At 54.0% G+C, this 21,290-nt stretch carries 17 protein-coding genes and 7 tRNA genes; 17 read left to right on the top strand and 7 right to left on the bottom strand.

Features of this window, described 5'->3' with window-relative positions; genetic code table 11:
- Positions 1-5: 5 nt before the first annotated feature.
- The gene (gene pgm, locus F0320_RS05785) at positions 6-1,646 is read right to left on the bottom strand and encodes a phosphoglucomutase (alpha-D-glucose-1,6-bisphosphate-dependent) (protein ID WP_126328029.1); all 1,641 of its coding nucleotides are present in this window, start codon (positions 1,644-1,646) and stop codon (positions 6-8) included.
- Between the two features lie 24 nt (positions 1,647-1,670).
- Positions 1,671-2,219, bottom strand: coding sequence for a replication initiation negative regulator SeqA (seqA, locus tag F0320_RS05780; RefSeq protein ID WP_008501070.1), 549 nt, complete (start codon positions 2,217-2,219; stop codon positions 1,671-1,673).
- A 183-nt stretch (positions 2,220-2,402) separates the two neighbouring features.
- Here seqA and ybfF point away from each other — a divergent pair, with 183 nt between their 5' ends.
- From ybfF to fur, 4 genes are all read left to right on the top strand, one after another.
- A complete protein-coding gene (gene ybfF, locus F0320_RS05775) occupies positions 2,403-3,176 on the top strand; it encodes an esterase (RefSeq protein ID WP_126328028.1) in 774 nt (257 codons plus the stop codon).
- Positions 3,177-3,304: 128 nt separating this feature from the next.
- On the top strand, positions 3,305-3,592 hold the full coding sequence (ybfE, locus tag F0320_RS05770) for a LexA regulated protein (protein ID WP_028019455.1): 288 nt from the start codon (positions 3,305-3,307) through the stop codon (positions 3,590-3,592).
- Positions 3,593-3,747: 155 nt separating this feature from the next.
- Positions 3,748-4,278, top strand: a complete 531-nt coding sequence (fldA, locus tag F0320_RS05765; protein ID WP_008501067.1) for a flavodoxin FldA — start codon at positions 3,748-3,750, stop codon at positions 4,276-4,278.
- Between the two features lie 290 nt (positions 4,279-4,568).
- Positions 4,569-5,015 carry a ferric iron uptake transcriptional regulator gene (gene fur, locus F0320_RS05760; RefSeq protein ID WP_014169146.1) on the top strand — a complete coding sequence of 149 codons (447 nt, stop codon included), beginning with the start codon at positions 4,569-4,571 and terminating at the stop codon, positions 5,013-5,015.
- A 94-nt stretch (positions 5,016-5,109) separates the two neighbouring features.
- Here fur and chiQ read toward each other — a convergent pair whose 3' ends face one another.
- The 4 genes from chiQ to nagE all read right to left on the bottom strand — a co-directional run bounded on the left by chiQ (position 5,110) and on the right by nagE (position 11,190).
- Positions 5,110-5,439: a ChiQ/YbfN family lipoprotein gene (chiQ, locus tag F0320_RS05755; RefSeq protein WP_047650672.1), complete on the bottom strand. Its 330-nt coding sequence runs from the start codon at positions 5,437-5,439 to the stop codon at positions 5,110-5,112.
- Positions 5,440-5,486: 47 nt separating this feature from the next.
- On the bottom strand, positions 5,487-6,884 hold the full coding sequence (chiP, locus tag F0320_RS05750; protein ID WP_047650588.1) for a chitoporin ChiP: 1,398 nt from the start codon (positions 6,882-6,884) through the stop codon (positions 5,487-5,489).
- A 447-nt stretch (positions 6,885-7,331) separates the two neighbouring features.
- Entirely contained in the window at positions 7,332-8,999 is a 1,668-nt protein-coding gene (glnS, locus tag F0320_RS05745; RefSeq protein ID WP_032649541.1) for a glutamine--tRNA ligase, read from the bottom strand.
- Positions 9,000-9,168: 169 nt separating this feature from the next.
- Positions 9,169-11,190, bottom strand: coding sequence for an N-acetylglucosamine-specific PTS transporter subunit IIBC (nagE, locus tag F0320_RS05740; RefSeq protein ID WP_126328027.1), 2,022 nt, complete (start codon positions 11,188-11,190; stop codon positions 9,169-9,171).
- 328 nt (positions 11,191-11,518) lie between these two features.
- On the opposite strand from nagE, the gene nagB reads away from it, so the two are divergent.
- The 12 genes from nagB (at position 11,519) to F0320_RS05680 (ending at position 18,385) form a co-directional block, all read left to right on the top strand.
- On the top strand, positions 11,519-12,319 hold the full coding sequence (gene nagB / locus F0320_RS05735) for a glucosamine-6-phosphate deaminase (protein WP_023310765.1): 801 nt from the start codon (positions 11,519-11,521) through the stop codon (positions 12,317-12,319).
- Between the two features lie 55 nt (positions 12,320-12,374).
- Complete coding sequence (gene nagA, locus F0320_RS05730) at positions 12,375-13,523, top strand: N-acetylglucosamine-6-phosphate deacetylase (RefSeq protein WP_047650586.1); 1,149 nt, start codon at positions 12,375-12,377, stop codon at positions 13,521-13,523.
- A gap of 8 nt (positions 13,524-13,531) precedes the next feature.
- Positions 13,532-14,752, top strand: a complete 1,221-nt coding sequence (gene nagC, locus F0320_RS05725) for a DNA-binding transcriptional regulator NagC (protein ID WP_021242995.1) — start codon at positions 13,532-13,534, stop codon at positions 14,750-14,752.
- A gap of 45 nt (positions 14,753-14,797) precedes the next feature.
- A complete protein-coding gene (nagD, locus tag F0320_RS05720; protein ID WP_023310763.1) occupies positions 14,798-15,550 on the top strand; it encodes a ribonucleotide monophosphatase NagD in 753 nt (250 codons plus the stop codon).
- A 249-nt stretch (positions 15,551-15,799) separates the two neighbouring features.
- A complete protein-coding gene (asnB, locus tag F0320_RS05715) occupies positions 15,800-17,464 on the top strand; it encodes an asparagine synthase B (protein WP_126328026.1) in 1,665 nt (554 codons plus the stop codon).
- A 226-nt stretch (positions 17,465-17,690) separates the two neighbouring features.
- A tRNA-Met gene (locus tag F0320_RS05710) sits at positions 17,691-17,767 on the top strand.
- 8 nt (positions 17,768-17,775) lie between these two features.
- Positions 17,776-17,860 (top strand) — tRNA-Leu (locus F0320_RS05705).
- Positions 17,861-17,883: 23 nt separating this feature from the next.
- Positions 17,884-17,958: transfer RNA gene (locus tag F0320_RS05700), tRNA-Gln, on the top strand.
- Positions 17,959-17,990: 32 nt separating this feature from the next.
- Positions 17,991-18,065: transfer RNA gene (locus F0320_RS05695), tRNA-Gln, on the top strand.
- A 17-nt stretch (positions 18,066-18,082) separates the two neighbouring features.
- Positions 18,083-18,159: transfer RNA gene (locus F0320_RS05690), tRNA-Met, on the top strand.
- 40 nt (positions 18,160-18,199) lie between these two features.
- Positions 18,200-18,274: transfer RNA gene (locus tag F0320_RS05685), tRNA-Gln, on the top strand.
- A gap of 36 nt (positions 18,275-18,310) precedes the next feature.
- Positions 18,311-18,385: transfer RNA gene (locus F0320_RS05680), tRNA-Gln, on the top strand.
- Positions 18,386-18,495: 110 nt separating this feature from the next.
- Here F0320_RS05680 and ubiF read toward each other — a convergent pair.
- Positions 18,496-19,671 carry a 3-demethoxyubiquinol 3-hydroxylase gene (ubiF, locus tag F0320_RS05675; protein ID WP_126328997.1) on the bottom strand — a complete coding sequence of 392 codons (1,176 nt, stop codon included), beginning with the start codon at positions 19,669-19,671 and terminating at the stop codon, positions 18,496-18,498.
- Positions 19,672-19,806: 135 nt separating this feature from the next.
- Between ubiF and miaB the strand changes: the two genes are divergently transcribed.
- Positions 19,807-21,231, top strand: a complete 1,425-nt coding sequence (gene miaB, locus F0320_RS05670; protein ID WP_126328998.1) for a tRNA (N6-isopentenyl adenosine(37)-C2)-methylthiotransferase MiaB — start codon at positions 19,807-19,809, stop codon at positions 21,229-21,231.
- The last annotated feature ends 59 nt before the right edge of the window (positions 21,232-21,290 follow it).

The raw sequence follows: 21,290 nt of genomic DNA, 5'->3' as shown, positions 1-21,290 counted from the left end.
CATTCTTACGCGTTTTTCAGCACTTCGCTGACAATCTCTACCGCTTCTTTCTCAATCTGCTGACGGTGCTCAGCGCCGAGGAAGCTTTCGCAATAGATTTTATACGCATCTTCCGTACCGGACGGACGCGCGGCGAACCAGCCATTGTCGGTCATCACTTTCAGACCACCAATGGATGCGCCGTTGCCCGGTGCCGCCGTCAGACGCGCGGTGATAGGATCGCCTGCCAGGGTACTTGCGCTGACCATCTCCGGAGAGAGCCTGGACAGGGCCGCTTTCTGGGCTGACGTCGCGCTAGCCTGAATACGGTTATAGCTTGGTGCACCAAAGCGTGCCGCCAGGTCGTTGTAATGTTCCTGCGGGTTCTTACCGGTGACCGCGGTGATCTCCGCCGCCAGCAGGCACATGATGATGCCGTCTTTATCGGTTGACCATGGCGTGCCGTCGAAACGCAGGAAAGATGCGCCCGCGCTCTCTTCACCGCCGAAGCCGAAGCTGCCGTCGTGCAGACCGTCAACGAACCATTTGAAGCCCACCGGCACTTCCACCAGCTTGCGGCCCAAAGCCTCGACCACGCGGTCGATCATCGCGGAGGAAACCAGCGTTTTACCGACAGCCACCTCTTTGCCCCACTGCGGACGGTGCTGGAACAGGTAGTTAATCGCAACCGCCAGATAGTGGTTCGGGTTCATCAGGCCGGCAGGGGTGACGATACCGTGACGGTCATAATCCGGATCGTTAGCAAACGCCAGATCGAATTTGTCACGCAGCGCCAGCAGGCCCGCCATCGCGCACTCGGAGGAGCAGTCCATACGGATCGCGCCGTCTTTGTCGAGGTGCATAAAGCGGAAGGTCTGATCGACGTGATCGTTCACGATGGTCAGATCCAGCTTGTAATGCTCGGCGATACGTTTCCAGTATTCGATACCGGAGCCGCCCAGCGGATCCACGCCCAGCTTCAGGCCGGCTTTCTGGATGGCCGCCATATCGACGATATCCGCCAGCCCTTCCACGAACGGCTGAACCAGATCCTGCTCTTTCACGTGACCGGACGCCATGGCAGCATCCAGAGAAATGCGCTTCACGCCTTTCAGACCATCCGCCAGCAAGGCGTTCGCACGATCTTCCACCACTTTGGTGACGTTGGTGTCAGCCGGGCCACCGTTAGGCGGGTTGTATTTGATACCGCCGTCTTCCGGCGGGTTGTGGGATGGCGTGATAACGATACCGTCAGCCAGCGCGCCACCTTTTTTGTTGTGCACCAGGATGGCGTTAGAGATCGCAGGCGTTGGGGTGAAGCCGTTGTTCTCCTGAACAATCACATCGACACCGTTTGCCGCCAGCACTTCCACAACAGAGATGAACGCCGGTTCAGACAGGGCATGGGTATCTTTCCCCACGTAGCACGGACCGGTAACGCCGTTTTTAGCGCGCTCTTCCGCAATGGCCTGAGCAATGGCCAGAATGTGCGGTTCGTTAAAGCTGTGGCGCGCCGCGCTGCCGCGGTGACCAGATGTACCAAACTTCACTGCGTGTTCTGCGTTGCCCACGACCGGTTTCAGCACGTAATACTGCGCGGTCAGCTGAGCGACGTTAATCAAATCGCTTTGTTGTGCAGGTTGGCCTGCACGGCTGTGATTTGCCATTACCGGGTCCTTCTGATGCAAGGGTTAAATTGTACCGCAAACCTTTTCAATCAATTCCGCCGGGAACTGCATGGACTGCATGATGTGTTCAATCATGCTGCACTTGCGGCCCGTATTGGTATTGGTGATCACCCAGTACGGGGTGCCAGGGACATGTTTAGGTTTGGTTTGGTTGCCATTTTGCAGCAGCGTCTGTTCGTCGCCCGCGAAATAGACGCGAGTACGACCGTGCAGCGACTCGGTCGCTTCAGCAAACGCTTTGTTATCCAGTGAGTAAAGTGTAGATAGCACCAGCATAAAGCGGTTAACCGCCTTTTTCTGCTCCGCGTATTCATCGGAGAGCAGCAGCTCGCGCATCGCGCGCACTTTATCTTTTGCCGGCGTCACGGCAGGTTTTGCTTGCGCAACTACGCTCGGCTGAGACACGACATCTTTGGTGACTGGGGTAGCAGGCTGTGAAGCGGCGGAAATTTTAAGCATGCGCCGTAAAATGTCGGACGCGCTCTCCCCGATATGCCGCGTCTGGCTGGCAATATACTGATAGAGTTCGTCATCAACTTCGATTGTTTTCATCTTAATCCAGTGCGATATCTTATCTGAATACAAGTCATTGGGATTATAAGGTCAAATCCCAACAGCGGATAGCGTCAAACCAGGTTGGCAGCAAAAGTCAGATTAAACTGGAACCTTGCAGCCGGGCGGCAGAATGGTCAACATGATACCCTAACCTGACATACGTAAAAAAAGAACTTTGCCATGAAATTGAATACCCGAGCGCAAACTGCACAATCGCCGAACAATAATTCTCCCATCGTACTGGTTCACGGGCTTTTTGGCAGTCTGGATAACCTGGGCGTGCTGGCGCGCGATCTGGTTACCGACCACGATATTTTACAGGTCGATATGCGCAATCACGGTCTTTCCGGGCGTTTCGACGAGATGACCTACGCGGCAATGGCGCAGGATCTATTGGATACGCTGGATGCCCACGACCTGCAAAAGGTGACCCTCATCGGGCATTCAATGGGTGGCAAAGCGGTGATGGCCCTGACGGCACTGGCCCCGGAGCGTATTGACGGTCTGGTGGTGATTGACGTCGCGCCTGTGGATTATGACGTTCGCCGTCACGACGAGATTTTTGCCGCCATTAATGCGGTCACAGAAGCGGGTGTCGCGACGCGCCAACAGGCAGCCGCCGTCATGCGTGAGCATCTTGATGAAGAAGGCGTCGTCCAGTTCTTGCTGAAGTCGTTTGTTGACGGACAATGGCGTTTTAACGTGCCGGTGCTCTGGGATCAATACAATAACATCGTGGGCTGGGAAACCGTCCCCGCCTGGCCACACCCTACCCTTTTTATTCGCGGCGGAAACTCGCCTTACGTAACCGACGCGTACCGCGACACGCTGCTGGCCCAATTCCCGCAGGCACGCGCCCACGTGATTGCCGGTGCCGGGCACTGGGTGCATGCGGAAAAACCGGATGCTGTGCTGCGCGCCATTCGCCGCTATCTCGCTGATACTGCAAATTGATTAAAAAGAAAGCGACTGGAAGGCTGCGGGCTTCCAGTCGTTGGCGTGCCGTTTTCGGTGATGTATGATGGCGCGCTTATCGCCCAGGCATTAGCAGGGCGGCGTATTTCCCCCGAAGTCTCAGAATCATGGCCAAAGAACAAACGGACCGTACGACACTAGATCTGTTCGCGAATGAGCGTCGACCGGGACGACCGAAAACGAATCCGCTCTCGCGCGATGAACAGCTGCGTATCAATAAACGCAACCAGCTTAAACGCGATAAAAATCGTGGGCTTAAGCGTGTCGAACTGAAGCTTAACGCCGACGCCGTCGATGCGCTGAACGAGCTGGCTGACGCGCGTAATATCAGCCGCAGCGAGCTCATTGAAGAGATGTTGCTCGTCCAGCTTGAGACGTTACGCAGCCAGGCATAAGTCTGAAAATCCCCTTTAACGCCCTTTTCATGTAGCACAGAGTGCAGTCCTGCGCGATAGCTGTTTCCGCAGGGTTGCCAGTTCTGCTATTATTGCCCTTATCCGTGGCCGAATTGCGCCACCATACTATTAAGTTTCAAGAGGTTATTTTACTCATGGCAATCATCGGCATTTTCTTTGGCAGTGATACCGGCAATACCGAAAATATCGCAAAAAACATTCAAAAACAGCTCGGTAAAGACGTTGCTGATGTGCATGACATCGCCAAGAGCAGCAAAGAAGATCTGGAAGGCTATGACATTCTGCTGCTGGGTATCCCAACCTGGTACTACGGTGAAGCCCAGTGCGACTGGGATGATTTCTTCCCGACGCTGGAAGAAGTGGACTTCAACGGTAAGCTGGTCGCGCTGTTCGGTTGTGGTGACCAGGAAGACTACGCCGAATACTTCTGTGACGCGCTGGGTACCATCCGCGATATCATTGAGCCGAACGGTGCAGTGATCGTAGGCCACTGGCCGACCGCCGGTTACCACTTTGAAGCGTCCAAAGGCCTGGCTGATGACGATCACTTCGTAGGTCTGGCCATTGACGAAGACCGTCAGCCAGAGCTCACAGCAGAGCGCGTTGAGAAATGGGTGAAGCAGATCCGTGAAGAACTGCACCTGGATGATATTCTGAACGCCTGATTTTATCGCGGCGCAACTGCGGTTGCGCCCATGCCCCAGGTCAAACCGATTAAATTAATCGCTACAATCTTTTAACTTTTTCGCCCAGACCTGTACAATGTCTCCCTGATAAAACGTGGTTTTCCATTGAGCAAGTTTGTTGGTGATACCACGTTTTTATAAGCATATTTTGCCTGAGACTTGCAGTTTTCATTTAGCCATGGCAGTTCTATAATGAGACGCATTATCCCGGGTGCATTTTCTGTCACTTCCCACAGAAGTGAATCGTTTAGCAACAGGACAGATTCCGCATGACTGACAACAATACCGCATTAAAGAAGGCTGGCCTGAAAGTTACGCTTCCTCGGTTAAAAATCCTTGAAGTGCTTCAGGGTCCAGACAATCACCATGTCAGTGCGGAAGACCTTTATAAACGTCTTATCGACATGGGTGAAGAGATTGGGCTGGCTACCGTCTATCGCGTGCTGAACCAGTTTGATGACGCGGGCATTGTTACCCGTCATAATTTCGAAGGCGGTAAATCCGTTTTCGAACTGACCCAGCAGCAGCACCACGATCACCTGATCTGCCTCGATTGCGGCAAGGTCATTGAATTCAGCGATGATTCCATCGAAGCGCGCCAGCGTGAAATCGCGGCGCGTCATGGCATCCGCCTGACGAACCACAGCCTGTACCTTTACGGTCACTGCGCTGAAGGCGACTGCCGCGAAGACGACCACGCGCACGACGCGAAATAATAAGATTCATACTCTGAGCCAGCCGCAAGGTTGGCTTTTTTTTGCCTGAAAAAAGCCCGGTAAGCGCAGCGCCACCGGGCATGATAACAGCGAATTAGTTACTGTTATTGCTTCGTATTTCTTTCCAAATCTGGTCGCAACGCTTCGCAACTTCCTGATCGTTACCGGTTTTACGCGCCTGGATACAGGCCTGGTAATCCATTACGCGGACGTTCTCCTGCGTCGCGAACTGCTCGTGCGCTTTCTCTTTCTTCAGCACGTTCAGCACGCTCTGACAGGCTTGAATTTTCTCCGGCGATCCTTCCGCAGTATTTATACAGGCGCTATAGGCCTCCTTCAGACGGGAGTCCTCTTTCGGCGCCTCACTCTGAGCACACGCCACCAGCCCTGATGCCAGCAACGCGACGATTACGATTTTTTTCATCATATGCAGTCTCCATACCGGCGGGACTCGGCCCGCCGGGGCGTTCATCAGAAGATGGTGAATGGGGCGATAACCATGAATTTCACGTCACGCTCATCCTGGAAGATGTTGCCGTAACCGCCTGCATAGCTCGGGATATCTGAGTGGTTGTCATACTGAGTGAAGTGCAGTTTGAACATTGTGCCTTTCGCGCGGCCATCCTGCAGGGTATAGATAGCATCGAGGCTGTACGCAGACTCTTTCAGGCGATAGTTGGGATCGTAGTATGCATCCGGCGTGGCCATATCGGCAGGTTTTGCGTCCCAGGCGTAAGCGTAAGAAGCGCCCACCGCCCAGCCAGGCAGGTTCCAGTTTTTCAGGTCATACATTGCGCCAAAGAAGACCGCTTTCTCGCCGTCGGCGTTGAAGTCTGAGCGGTTATCCCACCAGATATCAAGACGACCGTTGGATGAGGCGTAGGTCGGGGTCATACGCTGCAGGAAGTAGCCCTGCTGCCCTTCCGCCTTCACCCATGTACCTTCCAGACGCAAATCAACCTGACCGACCTTGTAGCCGAAGGTTAACGCCTGCAGCCACGCGGTGCCGTCATAAATATCGTTGACGCCACCGTTGCTGACTTTGTCGCGCGTACCGTAGAACTGGTAGCTGGTGCTCAGCGGGCTACCCGCGACATCGAATTTATAGCTGGCCTTGGCAAAGTACTGATCGATATAGCCCTGCGCCTGACCAAATGCCGCTTCCAGCACCAGATCGTTTTTGAAGTCGTACTTCGCGCCCAACGAGTGCAGGTAATCGACTTTGGTTTTTTTATCGTTCTGGTAGAACTTGTCCATTTCGATGTGCCACGGTGCTTTGTACTCGTTGGTCCACATGTAGGAGAAGCTCAACGCACCCGCATCACCGTAGTCAAAGTTCGCCCCGGCTTCTGCACCCTGATAGGTACCCGGCATAAAGCTCCAGTGCGGTGCTAACAGAGTCTGACCGGTTGGCTGAATATAACCACCGCGCGCCCAAACCGGACCGTATTTAAATTTTGCGGCGGCTTTGTAAAGGCTGATGCCGCTCTTATCCCCGGACCAGTCTTCTTTATAGGCTTTATTACTGGAGGAGAAGGCAATTTCGTTCGGGTGGGCGCTGTCGCCGTTTTCCGCCATTTCAATCGCGGTGAACGCAGCAATATCCAGACCGAACATATCTGCGGCATAGCCTGACTGGAAGTCCAGGTTGGCGTTCCAGGTGGAGTGAGAAAGGTTGGTTTTGTATTTATCTTCAGTGACGTCTTTACGGTCACGTTCACGCTGCCAGTAATAAATACCGCCCGTGAGGGTAGAATCATCGATGAAGCCCGCCGCTTTCGCCTCTGGTGTCATCACCAGGCCCGACATTGCTGTCACACCGGCAATAGCCAGCGCCAGCGCACTACGTTTGCCACTGAACGTACGCATAGATTATTCCTCTTTGACGAATTAAAACGCCTGAAGCGGCGTAAATAAAAAAGACCAAATGGTCAGGGGTAGCTTTAAATACCCTCGAATTAACTACCGTCCTTAGGTTATTTTTCGCGACGCGAATTATCAATGCTTTTTAGCTGACAAAAGTCAGGATTATGACGAAGTGCACATAATTGGTAGTGCTTTGTAACATTTATGGGGAGGCGAGAAATGGCGGGGAATTATCAGGTATTTCAGTGACTAGACGTGGAACATTCTCCTTTTTTTATAACCTTTTTAATTTCCGTAATGACACGAACTTTTTTTTTGAAAAATAAGTAGCACCTCATTGACCTGATATTTTTATGACGCCTGTTTAGGTCCTGCCTTAATACCCTGATCGCTAAATAAAAAAACGCCGCATAGTGCGGCGTTTGTCTCTCATTGACCAGACCAGCAATATTATTCGCCGATCTTCGTCCAGGTATCACGCAGACCTACGGTACGGTTAAATACCGGTTTTTCCGCCGTGCTGTAACGGCTGTCCAGGCAGAAGTAACCTTCACGTTCGAACTGGAACGCTTTGCCCGCTTCAGCGGCTTTCAGAGAAGGCTCCGCATAACCCTGCTTGATCACCAGAGATTCCGGGTTGATGGTCGCCAGGAAGTCTTCCGCTGCACCTGGGTTAGGCACGCTGAACAGACGATCGTACAGACGAATTTCTACCGGCAGCGCGTGGGAAGCGCTCACCCAGTGAATAACGCCTTTCACCTTGCGGCCATCCGCCGGATCTTTGCTCAGCGTTTCAGCGTCATAGGAACAGAAGATGGTGGTGATATTCCCTTCCGCATCTTTCTCTACGCGCTCGGCTTTGATGACGTAGGCATTACGCAGACGCACTTCTTTTCCCAGCACCAGACGCTTGTACTGCTTGTTGGCTTCTTCGCGGAAGTCAGCGCGGTCAATCCAGATCTCACCGCTGAACGGCACGTCACGGCTACCCATTTCCGGTTTGTTCGGATGGTTAGGCATGGAGACCAGCTCGCTTTCACCCTGCGGATAGTTTTCGATAACCAGTTTCACCGGGTCGATAACGGCCATCGCGCGCGGGGCGTTTTCGTTGAGGTCTTCGCGAATGCAGGATTCAAGGGAAGCCATCTCGATGGTGTTGTCCTGCTTGGTCACGCCAATGCGTTTGCAGAACTCACGAATAGAGGCAGCAGTGTAACCACGGCGGCGCAGACCGGAGATGGTCGGCATACGTGGGTCATCCCAGCCTTCAACGTGCTTGTCGGTCACCAGCAGGTTCAGCTTACGCTTGGACATCACGGTGTATTCCAGATTCAGACGAGAGAACTCGTACTGGCGTGGATGCACAGGAATGGTGATGTTATCCAGCACCCAGTCGTACAGACGACGGTTGTCCTGGAACTCCAGCGTACACAGGGAGTGCGTAATGCCTTCCAGCGCATCGCTGATGCAGTGGGTAAAGTCGTACATCGGGTAGATGCACCACTTGTTGCCGGTCTGGTGGTGTTCCGCAAACTTAATGCGGTACAGCACCGGATCGCGCATCACGATGAACGGAGACGCCATGTCGATTTTGGCACGCAGGCACGCTTTGCCTTCTTCGAAGCCACCGGCACGCATTTTTTCAAACAGCGCCAGGTTCTCTTCCACGCTGCGATCGCGGAACGGGCTGTTTTTGCCCGGCGCGGTCAGCGTACCGCGATATTCACGGATTTCATCAGCAGACAGTTCGTCAACGTACGCCAGACCTTTATTGATCAGTTCAACCGCGTAGGCGTACAGCTGATCAAAATAGTCAGAGGAGTAGCAGATATCGCCAGACCAGTTGAAGCCCAACCATTGCACGTCGTTCTTGATGGACTCAACGTATTCGATGTCTTCTTTTACTGGGTTGGTGTCATCGAAACGCAGGTTGCACTGTCCCTGGTAGTCTTGCGCAATGCCAAAGTTCAGGCAGATGGACTTCGCATGCCCGATATGCAGGTAGCCGTTCGGCTCCGGCGGGAAACGGGTATGAATTGTGGTGTGCTTACCACTGGCCAGATCTTCATCGATGATCTGACGAATAAAGTTACTCGGGCGGGCTTCTGCCTCACTCATCGTGGATTCCTCAAAGCGTAAACAACGTATAACGGCATATGATCTTATAAGCCGGACGTAGTGACAACCCTTAAAACGTCTCTGAAGAAAATATTGGGGGCTTTTGCTGCAAAAAAAAGCGGCGGAGGATATCCCCCGCCGCTTAAGGCATGACTCTACTCAGGAGCGATTACTTGCCTTTAATCTCGTACAGCGGTGTTTGACCCGCAACAACCTGACCTTTCGCCTGAATGACCAGGCCACTGAAGTCGTCGATGTTGCTGCAAACGACCGGGCTTATCATGGAGCGCGCGTTGGCGTTCAGGAAGTCCAGATCCATTTCCAGAATCGGCTGCCCGGCCACCACTTCAGCGCCCTCTTCCACCAGGCGAGTAAAGCCCTGACCGTTCAGCGCAACGGTATCGATACCCATATGGACAACGATCTCCGCGCCATTTTCGGTTTCGAGGCAGAACGCGTGGTTGGTGTTGAAGATTTTCACGATGGTACCGGCCGCCGGAGACACAACGGTTTTGTCCGTTGGTTTCACCGCCACACCGTCACCAACCGCTTTGCTGGCGAAGGCTTCGTCAGGCACCTGCTCAATCGCAACGACTTCACCGGTTACCGGTGAAACCAGCGCGGCTACCGTTTTGGCGTTCGGTACCGCCTGCGGTTTTGCGGCCGCTGGCGCGGCGGCAGGTGCGGCAGAAGCTTCTGCTGCGGCTACCGGACCAGTGGTTTTCATGGCGTTAGCAATTTTCTCTGCCACGAAGCCAACGATAATCTGCACGCTGGTTTTGTTCAGGCGGATAACGCCGGAAGCACCCAGACGTTTGGCCAGCGCTTCGTTCACCAGGGAAGAGTCTTTGACGTTCAGACGCAGACGAGTGATACAGGCGTCGATACCGGTCAGGTTATCAGAACCGCCGATAGCGGCGATGTACTGACGCGCCAGACCTGATACGTCCTGATCCTGAGCACCGCTCACGTTCACATCCTGACCATCCGCTTCGCTACCGGCCACGGCCAGTTCACGACCCGGGGTCATCAGGTTGAATTTGGTGATAGTGAAACGGAACACTACGTAGTAGATCGCGAAGAACACCAGACCTTGCGGGATCAGCATCCACCAGTGGGTCGCCAGCGGGTTACGGGACGAAAGCACCATATCCACCAGACCGGCGCTGAAGCCGAAACCGGCAATCCAGTGCATGCTGGCAGCGATGAACACGGAGATACCGGTCAGCACGGCGTGGATCACATACAGAACCGGCGCCACGAACATGAAGGAGAACTCCAGCGGCTCGGTAATACCGGTGAAGAAGGCCGCAAACGCCCCCGCCATCATGATACCCAGCACTTTCGCTTTATTCTCTGGACGTGCGCAGTGGTAGATAGCCAGCGCAGCACCCGGCAGACCAAACATCATGATCGGGAAGAAGCCCGCCTGGTAACGACCGGTGATACCGACAACCGCTTTACCTGCTTCGATGGACTGTGCGCCACCCAGGAAGTTAGGGATATCGTTAATACCGGCAACGTCGAACCAGAATACGGAGTTCAGCGCGTGGTGCAGACCGACCGGGATCAGCAGACGGTTGAAGAACGCGTACACGCCTGCACCGACGGAGCCCAGTTTCTGGATGTGCTCACCGAAGTTCACCAGACCGTCGAAGATCATTGGCCAGACGTACATCATGATGAACGCGACAACGATCATCACAAACGAGGTCAGGATAGGAACCAGGCGGCGACCGCTAAAGAAGGAGAGCGCTTTTGGCAGCTCTACGCTGCTGAAGCGGTTATACAGTTCGGCGGAGATGATACCCACAAGGATACCGACAAACTGGTTGCTGATCTTCCCGAATGCCGCCGGAACCTGGTCCGCCGGAATTTTTTGGATCATGGCCACCGCTGCTGGCGAGCAGAGGGTGGTTAACACGAGGAAACCGACAAAACCGGTCAGCGCAGCGGCACCGTCTTTGTCTTTAGACATACCGTAAGCCACACCAATCGCGAACAACACGGACATGTTGTCGATAATGGCGGAACCTGACTTGATAAAGAACGCCGCCAGCGCGCTGGTATTACCCCAGCCGTTGGGGTCGATCCAGTAGCCGACACCCATCAGGATGGCTGCGGCAGGCAGCGTGGCGACCGGCACCATAAGTGCGCGACCAACCTTTTGTAAATAACCTAGAATACTCACTTTCTTCCCCCTATGAGACCCCGTTTAAGGCATGTTCTCAGCTCTGTTTTTTATTGTGTCACGAACTATAGATACAGTTGATGCTTCACTGGCATTGTGAGTGTGTGAAAAATTAATTCGTATCGCAAATTAAACGCGTACTTTTTGTGATTTTTGTCACCAAATATCGTTATTCACCCTCCCTTATACTGGCTAACAGCGAAAACTTATTTTATCATTCAAAAAATCAAGACGGATTGATCCGGCCTGAAAGTTTCCAGGTTACGCTTAAGTATCAGGTTCCGATAGCCATCCGCCCACTCTTCTACTTTAACTCTTGAGGTGAACAATGAGACTGATTCCCCTGGCAACTGCTGAACAAGTCGGTAAATGGGCCGCTCGCCATATCGTTAACCGTATTAACGCCTTTAAACCGACCGCCGATCGTCCTTTCGTTCTTGGACTTCCGACAGGCGGCACGCCGCTGACAGCCTATAAGGCACTGGTTGAGATGCATAAAGCAGGCCAGGTTAGCTTCAAACATGTTGTGACCTTCAATATGGATGAATACGTTGGCTTACCGAAAGACCATCCGGAAAGCTACCATAGCTTTATGCACCGCAATTTCTTTGATCACGTTGATATTCCATCTGAAAATATTAACCTGCTGAATGGAAACGCGCCTGATATTGACGCAGAATGCCGTCAGTATGAAGAAAAAATCCGTTCTTACGGTAAGATCCACCTGTTCATGGGTGGTGTAGGCAATGATGGTCATATCGCGTTTAACGAACCGGCGTCATCTCTGGCTTCCCGCACCCGTATTAAAACGCTGACCCATGACACGCGCGTGGCAAACTCCCGCTTCTTTGATGGCGATGTTAACCAGGTTCCAAAATACGCCCTGACCGTTGGCGTGGGCACCCTGCTGGATGCCGAAGAAGTGATGATTCTGGTGCTGGGTGGCGTGAAAGCGCAAGCGCTCCAGGCTGCCGTTGAAGGCAACGTAAACCACATGTGGACCATCAGCTGCCTGCAGCTGCATCCGAAATCAGTCATCGTCTGCGACGAACCGTCCACGATGGAGCTGAAGGTAAAGACGCTGAAATACTTTAACGAGTTAGAAGCCGAGAACATCAAAGGTCTGTAATTGAATAACCGCCTCTTCATCAAGAGGCGGCCGCTTTTTTTAACCGGGGGTCGTTATGTACGCTTTAACCCACGGTCGGATTTATACCGGCCATGACATTCTGGATGACCATGCGATTGTTATCGCTGATGGCCTGATTGAACGTGTTTGCCCGCTGGCAGAACTGCCGCCGGAGATTGAACAGCGCTCACTCAATGGAGCAGTAATCTCCCCCGGTTTCATCGACGTACAGCTCAACGGCTGCGGCGGTGTGCAATTCAATGACACCGCGGATGCGGTGACGGTCGAAACGCTGGAGATCATGCAGAAAGCCAACGAGAAATCGGGCTGCACCAGCTATTTGCCAACGCTCATCACCAGCAGTGATGACCTCATGAAGCAGGGTATCCGCGTGATGCGCGAATACCTGGCCAAACATCCTAACCAGGCGCTGGGTCTTCATCTTGAAGGGCCATGGCTAAATATGGTCAAGAAAGGAACGCATAACCCGAATTATGTGCGTAAACCGGATGCGGAGCTGGTTGACTACCTGTGTGCAAACGCCGATGTGATCACCAAAGTGACGCTGGCGCCCGAAATGGCGGGTACGGATGTGATCAGCAAACTGGCTGGTGCCGGGATTATCGTTTCAGCAGGCCACTCAAACGCGACGCTGAAAGAAGCGAAAGCCGGTTTCCGCGCGGGCATTACCTTCGCAACGCACCTTTACAACGCCATGCCATATATCACAGGCCGTGAACCGGGTCTGGTCGGGGCGATTCTGGATGAGCCAGACGTCTACTGCGGCATTATTGCTGACGGCTTACACGTCGATTATACCAACATTCGCAACGCTAAGCGGCTGAAAGGTGACAAGCTTTGTCTGGTGACGGATGCCACCGCACCTGCAGGTGCAAATATTGAGCAGTTCATTTTTGCCGGTAAAACAATATACTACCGCAATGGACTGTGTGTGGATGAAAACGGTACGCTGAGTGGTTCCTCTTTAACCATGATTGAAGGGGTGCGTAACCTGGTTGAACATTGCGGGATTGCGCTTGATGAAGTCCTGCGTATGGCAACCCTTTATCCGGCGCGCGCAATGGGCGTGGATAAACAGCTCGGCGGAATTGCACCAGGTATGGTTGCAAACCTGACGGCATTCACACACGATTATAAAATTATTAAGACCATCGTTAATGGTAACGAGGTCGTCACTGAGTAAGTAAAAGTATGACACCTGGCGGACAAGCTCAAATCGGTAATGTCGATCTCGTTAAACAACTTAACAGTGCGGCGGTATACCGCCTGATTGACCAGCACGGACCCATCTCGCGAATTCAGATAGCCGAACAGAGCCAGCTTGCTCCCGCCAGCGTGACAAAAATTACCCGCCAGCTCATTGAGCGCGGTCTGATCAAAGAAGTCGATCAGCAGGCCTCCACCGGGGGCCGCCGCGCCATCTCCATTATTACCGAAACCCGCAATTTTCAGGCCATTGGCGTCCGTCTGGGCCGTCATGACACCACGCTCACGCTGTACGATCTGAGCAGTAAAGCGATTGCGGAAGAGCACTACCCTCTTCCGGAGCGCACTCAGGAAACGCTGGAGCATGCGCTGCTGAATACCATCGCGCAGTTTATTGAAAGCTGTCAGCGCAAGATCCGTGAACTCATTGCCATCTCCGTGATTCTGCCCGGCCTGGTCGACCCGGAAAGCGGCGTGATCCGCTATATGCCGCATATTCAGGTTGAAAACTGGGGGCTGGTTGACGCGCTGGAAAAGCGTTTTAAGGTGACCTGCTTCGTGGGCCACGACATTCGCTCTCTGGCGCTGGCAGAGCACTACTTTGGTGCGAGCCAGGACTGTGAAGACTCTATTCTGGTGCGCGTTCACCGAGGAACGGGCGCCGGTATTATCTCTAACGGCCGTATTTTTATTGGTCGAAACGGTAACGTCGGCGAGATCGGTCACATTCAGGTCGAGCCTCTCGGGGAGCGCTGCCACTGCGGCAACTTCGGCTGCCTTGAAACCATCGCGGCTAACACCGCTATCGAGCAGCGCGTTCGCCATCTCCTTGAGCAGGGTTATCAAAGCCGCGTCACGCTGGACGATTGCAAGATAGGCACCATCTGCAAAGCCGCCAATAAGGGCGACGCGCTGGCCTGTGAAGTGATTGAGCAGGTAGGACGCCATCTGGGGAAAACCATCGCCATCGCCATTAACCTGTTTAATCCGCAAAAAGTGGTGATCGCCGGTGAAATTGTGGAGGCGGAAAAGGTGCTGCTCCCCGCCATTGAAGGCTGTATTAACACCCAGGCGCTGAAAGCATTCCGCCAGAACCTCCCGGTGGTTCGTTCAAAGCTTGATCATCGCTCGGCGATTGGCGCGTTCGCGCTGGTCAAACGCGCCATGCTCAACGGAATTCTGCTGCAGCATTTGCTGGAAAGTTGATCGGACCTTATAGTAACGCCTTCTTTTTTTGATGTCGGACTGTCCATGACCATTAAGAATGTAATTTGTGATATCGACGGCGTGCTGATGCACGACAACGTTGCCGTGCCGGGTGCTGCGGAGTTTCTACACCGCATCATCGACAAAGGAATGCCTCTGGTTCTGCTCACGAACTACCCTTCCCAAACCGGTCAGGACCTGGCTAACCGCTTTGCCACGGCGGGCGTCGACGTTCCGGACAGCGTGTTTTATACCTCGGCAATGGCCACGGCGGATTTTCTGAAGCGTCAGGAAGGGAAAAAAGCCTACGTGGTGGGTGAAGGTGCGCTGATACACGAGCTGTACAAAGCTGGCTTCACCATCACTGACGTGAACCCGGACTTTGTGATTGTCGGCGAAACGCGCTCCTTTAACTGGGAGATGATGCATAAAGCAGCATACTTTGTCGCCAGCGGCGCACGCTTTATCGCCACCAACCCGGATACGCACGGCCGTGGTTTTTATCCGGCCTGCGGCGCGCTGTGCGCCGGTATCGAGAAAATCTCTGGTCGTCAGCCGTTTGTGGTCGGTAAACCGAGCCCGTGGATTATTCGTGCCGCGCTTAACAAGATGCAGGCCCACTCTGAAGAAACGGTTATTGTCGGCGACAACCTGCGCACCGATATTCTGGCCGGATTCCAGGCGGGTCTGGAGACGATTCTGGTCCTCTCCGGCGTCTCTCAGCTTGATGACATTGACTCAATGCCGTTCCGTCCAAGCTGGATTTACCCCTCCGTCGATGAAATCGACATTATCTGATACCGAACCACGCCTCAGGGCGTGGTTTTTCATTTACAGCCTGCACAAACAAAACCCCATCTAATAAAAAGCACGTTTCATTGCATAATCATCAATAAAATAATTCATGACGTACTCTTTTTTCACTATTCCGCAATCACGATTGCACTATTTCCGTTTTCACCCGTAAAACGCTTGCGCGCCCAGCCCCTTTGCGGCATTTTCATAAGCAAGCAACATTACAAAGCAACAGGGTTAACGGAGAAGGTTATGTGTTCAATTTTTGGCGTACTGGATATTAAAACTGACGCGGGCGAACTGCGTAAAAAGGCACTCGAACTGTCCCGCCTGATGCGCCACCGCGGTCCGGACTGGTCAGGCGTTTACGCCAGCGATAAAGCGATTCTGGCTCACGAACGTCTGTCTATTGTTGACGTCAACGCCGGTGCACAGCCGCTGTATAACGAGAAAAAAACGCACGCACTGGCTGTCAACGGTGAGATCTACAACCACCAGGCGCTGCGCGCTGAATACGGCGACCGCTACGCGTTCCAGACCGGTTCTGACTGTGAAGTGATCCTGGCACTGTATCAGGAGAAAGGGCCCGAGTTCCTGGACGATCTGCAGGGCATGTTTGCCTTCGCCCTGTACGACAGCGAAAAAGACGCTTACCTGATTGGCCGCGACCATATCGGCATTATCCCGCTGTACATGGGCCACGATGAGCACGGCAACTTCTACGTTGCCTCTGAAATGAAAGCCCTGGTGCCGGTCTGCCGCACCATTAAAGAGTTCCCGGCAGGCAGCTATCTGTGGAGCAAAGACGGCGAGATCCGCTCCTATTACCAGCGTGACTGGTTCGACTATGATGCGGTAAAAAACAACGTCACGGACAAAGCCGAGCTGCGTCAGGCCCTTGAAGATTCCGTGAAAAGCCACCTGATGTCAGATGTGCCGTACGGCGTGCTGCTCTCCGGCGGTCTGGACTCCTCAGTGATCTCCGCGATCACCAAGAAATTCGCGGCCCGTCGCGTGGAAGATCAGGAGCGCTCAGAAGCCTGGTGGCCACAGCTGCACTCTTTTGCCGTTGGCCTGGAAGGGGCACCGGATCTGAAAGCCGCACAGGAAGTGGCGAACCACCTCGGCACCGTGCACCATGAGATTCACTTCACCGTGCAGGAAGGTCTGGATGCGATCCGCGATGTGATCTATCACATTGAAACCTATGACGTGACCACCATCCGTGCCTCAACCCCGATGTACCTGATGTCGCGTAAGATCAAAGCGATGGGCATCAAGATGGTGCTCTCCGGTGAAGGTTCTGACGAAGTGTTTGGCGGCTACCTGTACTTCCACAAAGCGCCGAACGCCAAAGAGCTGCACGAAGAGACCGTGCGTAAGCTGCAGGCCCTGCATATGTTTGACTGTGCGCGTGCCAACAAAGCGATGTCCGCATGGGGCGTGGAAGCGCGCGTGCCGTTCCTGGATAAGAAATTCCTCGACGTGGCGATGCGCATCAACCCGCAGGACAAGATGTGCGGCAACGGCAAAATGGAAAAACATATCCTGCGCGAATGTTTTGAATCCTACCTGCCGGCGAGCGTGGCATGGCGTCAGAAAGAGCAGTTCTCTGATGGCGTAGGCTATAGCTGGATCGACACCCTGAAAGAGGTCGCGGCAAAACAGGTTTCTGACCAACAGCTGGAAACCGCGAGCTTCCGCTTCCCGTACAACACGCCGGGCTCGAAAGAGGCCTATCTGTACCGTGAAATTTTTGAAGAATTGTTCCCGGTACCGAGCGCCGCGGAGTGCGTACCGGGTGGCCCGTCAGTCGCCTGCTCTTCTGCCAAAGCGATTGAATGGGATGAATCGTTCAAATCCATGAACGATCCGTCAGGACGTGCGGTAGGCGTTCACCAGTCAGCCTACAAATAATCACTCAGATCGCAATCAGGCCCCTCAGGGGCCTGATTTTTTTGCCTCACATTTCACCGTCTAAATCTGATTAATAACCAATAATTGCCGAATATTCGGCCACGCTGTTCGCAACCTAACCAAACAGTCACATTCCGGCTATTTTCGTTGAAAAAGGTGTTGACGCTGCAAGGGTCTATACGCATAATGCGCCCCGCAACGCCGATAAGGTAACGCGAAAAAAGATGGCTACGTAGCTCAGTTGGTTAGAGCACATCACTCATAATGATGGGGTCACAGGTTCGAATCCCGTCGTAGCCACCATCTTTTTTGCGGGAGTGGCGAAATTGGTAGACGCACCAGATTTAGGTTCTGGCGCCGCAAGGTGTGCGAGTTCAAGTCTCGCCTCCCGCACCATTCCCGGGTAAGCGTTGCACGGATGGGGTATCGCCAAGCGGTAAGGCACCGGTTTTTGATACCGGCATTCCCTGGTTCGAATCCAGGTACCCCAGCCATATTTCTTCGATTTTGCGGTTCTCCGCGGTATTGGGGTATCGCCAAGCGGTAAGGCACCGGTTTTTGATACCGGCATTCCCTGGTTCGAATCCAGGTACCCCAGCCATCGAAGATTGCAGTACTGGCTACGTAGCTCAGTTGGTTAGAGCACATCACTCATAATGATGGGGTCACAGGTTCGAATCCCGTCGTAGCCACCAAATTAAGATTGTCGATTTTTCGGTAATCAAGACAAATTGTTGGGGTATCGCCAAGCGGTAAGGCACCGGATTCTGATTCCGGCATTCCGAGGTTCGAATCCTCGTACCCCAGCCAATTTAAAAAGTCGTTAAGCAGTTTGTTTAACGCAATTGGGGTGTCGCCAAGCGGTAAGGCTCTGGTTTCTGATACCAGCATTCCGGGGTTCGAATCCCTGCACCCCAGCCACTTAAGTAACAAAAAAGCCCGCTCTGCGGGCTTTTTTGTTTTTGTTGTTCGACATTTTGCGGCCTGATGCCCTCACCCTGCCCCTCTCCCACAGGGAGAGGGAAAAAAGATTACAGGCCAAGGGCGTACTTCAGCGCCTGACGCTTCAGACCACCGGCACGCTCCGCTGCCATTAATCCAATATTGCGCAGAATGCGCACCGGGGCTAAGTCATTGCTGAATCCGGCATAGAACAGATCCATCCCCGACTGCATGATGAAATTGTCCGCCATGCGCCGCGTCTGGTAACGCTTCAGGACCTGATGGCTGGCCCAGTTTTCCGCGTGCCCGCGGGCGCTGCTCAGCACTTCCAGTAACGCATCGACATCACGGTACCCCAGGTTGACACCCTGCCCGGCCAGCGGATGAATGGTGTGTGCCGCATCGCCCACCAGCGCCAGCCCTGCACGGACATACTGCAAAGCGTGACGTCGCGTGAGGGGAAACGCCCCGGCAGCCACCGGCGTAACGTTGCCCAGACGGCTCGGAAAATGCAGGCGGATTTCCCGCTGCAATTGTTCCATTGAAAGCCCCTGCAGCTGGCGAATGCGCGCCGGTTTGTCGTACCAGACCAGCGATGCCCAGTTATCAAACAGCGGTAAAAACGCATGCGGGCCATTCGGGGTAAAGTGCTGCCACGTGCTTTCTCCCGGCGCATTCTCGCACTCGACGGTAATCAGCATGCAGGACTGCTCATACTGCCAGGCATGAACGCCAATTCCCGCCATCTGTCTGACCTGCGAGTTAGCGCCGTCCGCTCCGACGACGAGCTTCACGGCCAGTTCATCGCCGCTGTCGAGCGTCAGCAAATACCCGCTCTCGTGAGGATGCAGAGCCTTAATCGACGCAGGAACACGCAGCGTCACCCTCGGATGCGCCTCCAGCGCCTGCCAGAGCGCCTGCTGAAGCACGTTGTTTTCCACCATATAACCCAGGCGCGGCAGCTTCAGCTCAGCGGCATCAAACGCGACGTGGGCATTTTCCCACTCCCAGGTTTCAAGACGGCTGTAAGGATGGGCGCGCATCGCCAGCACCGCCTCCCAGACGCCCAGCCCGCGCAGCAGATCGACGGACGCCGCGCTGATCGCGGAAATGCGCACGTCCGGTTTGCTGGCGGGATCGAAGGCCGGCGGAGCAGCCTGTTCGATTACCGTTACCTCAAATCCCTGCTGCGCCAGCCCCAGCGCCAGCGCGCCGCCGACCATACCGCCGCCGACAACGGCAACTTCGGTGTGTAGGAGTGTCATGGTCAATTTTCCTTATTGGAGAATCCCTTAAGTTTACCGGATTTTTGCGGTCCTGAGACACATAACCTTCATACTGGTCACAACCCCACCAAAGCATTACAATACGCGGCTTGCAATCCTGAGCTGAGCAAGTCGATGACTAAAAAACTCCATATAAAAACCTGGGGCTGTCAGATGAACGAATACGATTCATCCAAGATGGCCGATCTGCTGGATTCAACCCACGGATACCAGCTGACAGAAAATGTGAAAGAAGCGGACGTGCTGCTGCTGAACACCTGTTCGATTCGTGAAAAAGCGCAGGAAAAAGTCTTTCACGTGTTAGGCCGCTGGAAGCTTCTCAAACGAAAAAATCCGGACCTGATCATCGGGGTGGGTGGCTGCGTCGCGTCGCAGGAAGGTAAGCTGATCCGCCAGAGAGCCCCGTATGTGGATATTGTCTTTGGCCCTCAGACCCTGCACCGCCTGCCGGAGATGATCAATCAGGTTCGCGGCAACCGTAGTCCGGTCGTTGACGTGAGCTTCCCGGAGATCGAAAAGTTTGACCGTTTGCCAGAGCCGCGCGCCGATGGCCCGACTGCCTTCGTCTCCATCATGGAAGGCTGCAACAAATACTGCACTTACTGCGTGGTGCCTTACACCCGCGGTGAAGAAGTCAGCCGTCCGGCAGACGATATTCTGTTTGAAATCGCGCAGCTTGCCGCACAGGGTGTTCGCGAAGTAAACCTGCTGGGCCAGAACGTAAACGCCTGGCGCGGGGAAAACTACGACGGCACCACCGGCAGCTTTGCCGAACTGCTGCGTCTGGTGGCCGCGATTGACGGCATCGACCGCATTCGCTTTACCACCAGCCATCCGATGGAGTTTACCGACGACATCATTGACGTGTATCGCGATACGCCAGAGCTGGTGAGCTTCCTGCACCTGCCGATTCAGTGCGGCTCTGACCGCGTGCTGAACCTGATGGGCCGCCCGCATACGGTGCTGGAGTACAAGTCCACCATTCGCAAGCTGCGTGAAGCGCGTCCGGATATCCAGATCAGCTCCGACTTTATCGTCGGCTTCCCTGGCGAAACCGCTGATGACTTCGAACGCACCATGAAGCTCATCGGTGAAGTGAATTTTGACGTCAGCTACAGCTTCATCTTCTCTGCGCGTCCTGGAACACCGGCGGCCGATATGGTTGACGATGTGCCGGAAGAAGAGAAAAAGCAGCGTCTGTATATTCTGCAGGAGCGTATTAACCAGCAGGCCAACGCGTGGAGCCGCCGTATGTTCGGCACCGTTCAGCGCATTCTGGTGGAAGGCACCTCCCGCAAGAGCATTATGGAACTCTCCGGTCGTACCGAAAACAACCGCGTGGTGAACTTTGAAGGCACCCCGGATATGATCGGTAAATTCGTGGACGTCGAGATTGTCGAAGTGCTGACCAACTCGCTGCGCGCGAAGCTGGTACGCACCGAGGACGAAATGGGCCTGCGTATTGCCGAGTCTCCGGAATCCGTGATCTCTCGTACCCGTAAAGAAAACGATTCTGGCGTGGGGATTTACCAGCCTTAATCCTCCTGGCCTGCCTTTCCGGCAGGCCTTGTATTTCCTCTCATCGTCCCCAATATCTT

Origin of the sequence: Enterobacter dykesii, assembly GCF_008364625.2 — a bacterium.
GTDB lineage: Bacteria > Pseudomonadota > Gammaproteobacteria > Enterobacterales > Enterobacteriaceae > Enterobacter > Enterobacter dykesii.
This window is presented reverse-complemented; position numbering and strand designations above follow the sequence as displayed.

Excerpts from the sequence above, each read along its gene's own strand:
- ybfF (WP_126328028.1), top strand. The coding sequence starts at position 2,403 with ATGAAATTGAATACCCGAGCGCAAACTGCACAATCGCCGAACAATAAT.
- nagA (WP_047650586.1), top strand. The coding sequence starts at position 12,375 with ATGTACGCTTTAACCCACGGTCGGATTTATACCGGCCATGACATTCTG.
- ybfE (WP_028019455.1), top strand. The coding sequence starts at position 3,305 with ATGGCCAAAGAACAAACGGACCGTACGACACTAGATCTGTTCGCGAAT.
- nagD (WP_023310763.1), top strand. The coding sequence starts at position 14,798 with ATGACCATTAAGAATGTAATTTGTGATATCGACGGCGTGCTGATGCAC.
- seqA (WP_008501070.1), bottom strand. The coding sequence starts at position 2,219 with ATGAAAACAATCGAAGTTGATGACGAACTCTATCAGTATATTGCCAGC.
- fur (WP_014169146.1), top strand. The coding sequence starts at position 4,569 with ATGACTGACAACAATACCGCATTAAAGAAGGCTGGCCTGAAAGTTACG.
- pgm (WP_126328029.1), bottom strand. The coding sequence starts at position 1,646 with ATGGCAAATCACAGCCGTGCAGGCCAACCTGCACAACAAAGCGATTTG.
- miaB (WP_126328998.1), top strand. The coding sequence starts at position 19,807 with ATGACTAAAAAACTCCATATAAAAACCTGGGGCTGTCAGATGAACGAA.
- chiQ (WP_047650672.1), bottom strand. The coding sequence starts at position 5,439 with ATGAAAAAAATCGTAATCGTCGCGTTGCTGGCATCAGGGCTGGTGGCG.
- chiP (WP_047650588.1), bottom strand. The coding sequence starts at position 6,884 with ATGCGTACGTTCAGTGGCAAACGTAGTGCGCTGGCGCTGGCTATTGCC.
- asnB (WP_126328026.1), top strand. The coding sequence starts at position 15,800 with ATGTGTTCAATTTTTGGCGTACTGGATATTAAAACTGACGCGGGCGAA.
- nagC (WP_021242995.1), top strand. The coding sequence starts at position 13,532 with ATGACACCTGGCGGACAAGCTCAAATCGGTAATGTCGATCTCGTTAAA.
- ubiF (WP_126328997.1), bottom strand. The coding sequence starts at position 19,671 with ATGACACTCCTACACACCGAAGTTGCCGTTGTCGGCGGCGGTATGGTC.
- fldA (WP_008501067.1), top strand. The coding sequence starts at position 3,748 with ATGGCAATCATCGGCATTTTCTTTGGCAGTGATACCGGCAATACCGAA.
- nagB (WP_023310765.1), top strand. The coding sequence starts at position 11,519 with ATGAGACTGATTCCCCTGGCAACTGCTGAACAAGTCGGTAAATGGGCC.
- glnS (WP_032649541.1), bottom strand. The coding sequence starts at position 8,999 with ATGAGTGAGGCAGAAGCCCGCCCGAGTAACTTTATTCGTCAGATCATC.